This is a genomic window from Streptococcus sp. HSISS2 (assembly GCF_000448665.1).
Taxonomy (GTDB): domain Bacteria; phylum Bacillota; class Bacilli; order Lactobacillales; family Streptococcaceae; genus Streptococcus; species Streptococcus raffinosi.
Window position 1 is genome coordinate 1,316,880 of record NZ_CM002133.1, and the last position, 2,376, is coordinate 1,319,255.

Annotated in this window: 1 protein-coding gene and 2 pseudogenes; all 3 read right to left on the bottom strand. The window is 43.6% G+C overall.

What is annotated here, in order from left to right; translation table 11 throughout:
• Window positions 1–60: 60 nt before the first annotated feature.
• Window positions 61–168: pseudogene (locus tag HSISS2_RS10915) on the bottom strand (macrolide ABC transporter ATP-binding protein); the annotation flags it as partial.
• Between the two features lie 10 nt (window positions 169–178).
• A pseudogene (locus HSISS2_RS05860) lies at window positions 179–1,431 on the bottom strand (efflux RND transporter periplasmic adaptor subunit).
• A gap of 49 nt (window positions 1,432–1,480) precedes the next feature.
• Complete coding sequence (locus tag HSISS2_RS05865; protein ID WP_021145854.1) at window positions 1,481–2,239, bottom strand: class I SAM-dependent methyltransferase; 759 nt, start codon at window positions 2,237–2,239, stop codon at window positions 1,481–1,483.
• Between the last annotated feature and the right edge of the window lie 137 nt (window positions 2,240–2,376).

The window sequence follows — 2,376 nt, forward strand, 5'->3', positions numbered from 1 at the left end:
ATGGCGAAAGCGATACACGAGTGATTGTTATCCGTCATAATGCCAAAGTGATTGAAGGTCCATGATAGCCACAAAGTCCCCTTCCTCAACTGATAAGTCAATGCCTTTAAGGACTTGCAGAGTTTCAGGTCCATTTTTGAAGGACTTGGTAATGCCTTTTAAAACCATAAGCGCTGGCTTAGTCACTAGACCTCACCTCTTCTCCACTGGTGTCTTTGGACTTTTACCCTTAGCATCTGTCACGTCCTTTAGAGTCTCACCATCCTTAAAGGATTTATCGGCCTTGGTGATAACCTTTTGGCCTTCTTTAAGCCCTGATGCAATCTCTTGTTGCTTAGCATCCGCATTGCCAAGCTTGACTTTGACTTGCTTAATCTTCTGACTGTCTTCGTCGTAAACCCAGACATAGTTGTCAGAACCCTTCTTAGTCACAGCAGTTACAGGAACCAATAAAGCATCTTCGTCCTTAGTAACCTCAAGAGACACATTGAAGCCTTGTTTGAGCTTACCGATAGGACTGGTCAATTGAACCTTGTATTCATATTGAGAACCCGTCTGACCTGAATTTCCCGAAGCATTAGCTGACTGGCTGGCATTTTGCTTCGGATAATTGGAGATATAATTGACTTTACCTGTCCAGGTTTGGTCTGGGTATACTTTTGACGTAATCTTAACCTTTTGCCCCACTGAAATATTTGGCATATCATACTCGGTTAAGGTTCCCTGAATTTCGAATTGACCTTCACTTGTCACATGAACAAGGGTCTGGCTCTCTTTGGAAGCAGGGTCCACAGAGTCCGCCACTTCTACGACTGTTCCATTCACATCGGAAACAATGACCGTTTGATTAAGTACATCCTGAGCCTTTTCGAGCTCTGAGGCTGCATTAGCAACGGCATCATTATAATCTTGCAAGGTTTGGTAATTACTGGCTTCGGTTTGCTGACGCTGTTGAGCTGTCACTGCAGCTGTCGAATCATCTTCGTCTGTATCCTCGCTAGTTTGCGCTGAAGCTGCAGGAGCTGTTCCATACTGTTGGAAATAATTACGATCACGAACAGCCTTGTTATAGGCACGACTTGCAATATCGTAGGCTGCTTGGGCAGATGTGCTATCATATTGAACCAACTGCTGACCAGCACTCACTTCTTCACCTGCAGAAACAGTTACAGTGGCGTTACGACCAATGGTATTGTCAAAATAAACGTACTGCTCTGACTGAGCCTTGACCATACCCGTTAGGAGGGTCGAGGAGGCCAGCTGTCCCTTGATGACCTTACTTGCTGTAGGACCTTCAGCAGCCTTGTTCCCTTGGCCACCTCCTCCCAAAAGGTTAAAAATCAGGATCAATAGGACAAGAATCCCTATGCCTCCAATGATCCAAACTCTTTTCTTATTTTTAAATAGCTTTGGACTGATTCTCTTTCGCATACGTCTCTCTTTCTAATTGTATTGTATAGATGTAACAATTGTAATATTTTTAAGATTCCCTGTCAATGAGTTCCAGTACACCATAGTGTAGCTTTTGATTGGGACGAACCTGACGTTCAAACCCAAGTTCTTCAAAAACGGTATCACGAAAATGCGCCTTGATGATAATTTTTTCCCGTGCAACACGCTTAGCCTCATTTAGCCATTCTTCTGTCAGACGACTGCCATTGGCCAGAGGCTTGATAGCCTCAAGATTTTCCGATTCCTTAATGGTCTCTGAAAACATAGGATCAGCATAGATGATGTCAAAAGAATTGTCAGCTTGAGCCTTCAAAAAAGACAAACTATCGCTCTTAATAGCCTTAATAGAACTCATGGCCTTTTCAAGCTGCTTATCATCCGTCTGATAAGAGGCAAGACCACGAGAAACCACCTGAAAAATCACATCTTGACTCTCAAGGGCAATCACCTGATTTCCCACTGCTGCCATCACTAAGCTATCAGAAGCCAAACCCATGGTCGTGTCAAGAATAGTCTTGGGAGACTTGCCTAAAAGACTGACTAAAGCGTCATGGGGGGCCGTAATCCTTAGGGCAGCCGTATCTGGATGGAAGGTCAATTCACTAGCATCCGCATTGATAAAAGATAGTCTGTCTTTGTATAGAAGATAGAACGGTCCAAAGCGCTCTAAACATTTCGCCAAAGATAGCTTGCGCCGAGGCTGGTAGTCAGCTCCGAGGTCGAGAGCTAAGGCTTGGGCACGGGCAATCAATTCCTCATTTTCACGTAAAGATGTCGTAATAATCATGTTTCTAGTATAGCAGAATTTAAGTAGCCTAAACCATGGTCTTAGCTTTCATTTTTAACTTTCTAGCTTACATTTGTGTAAGAAAAAAGCCCCAGCAAGGCTGAGACTCATTACAGCAATCAACTAGGTTTAAATAA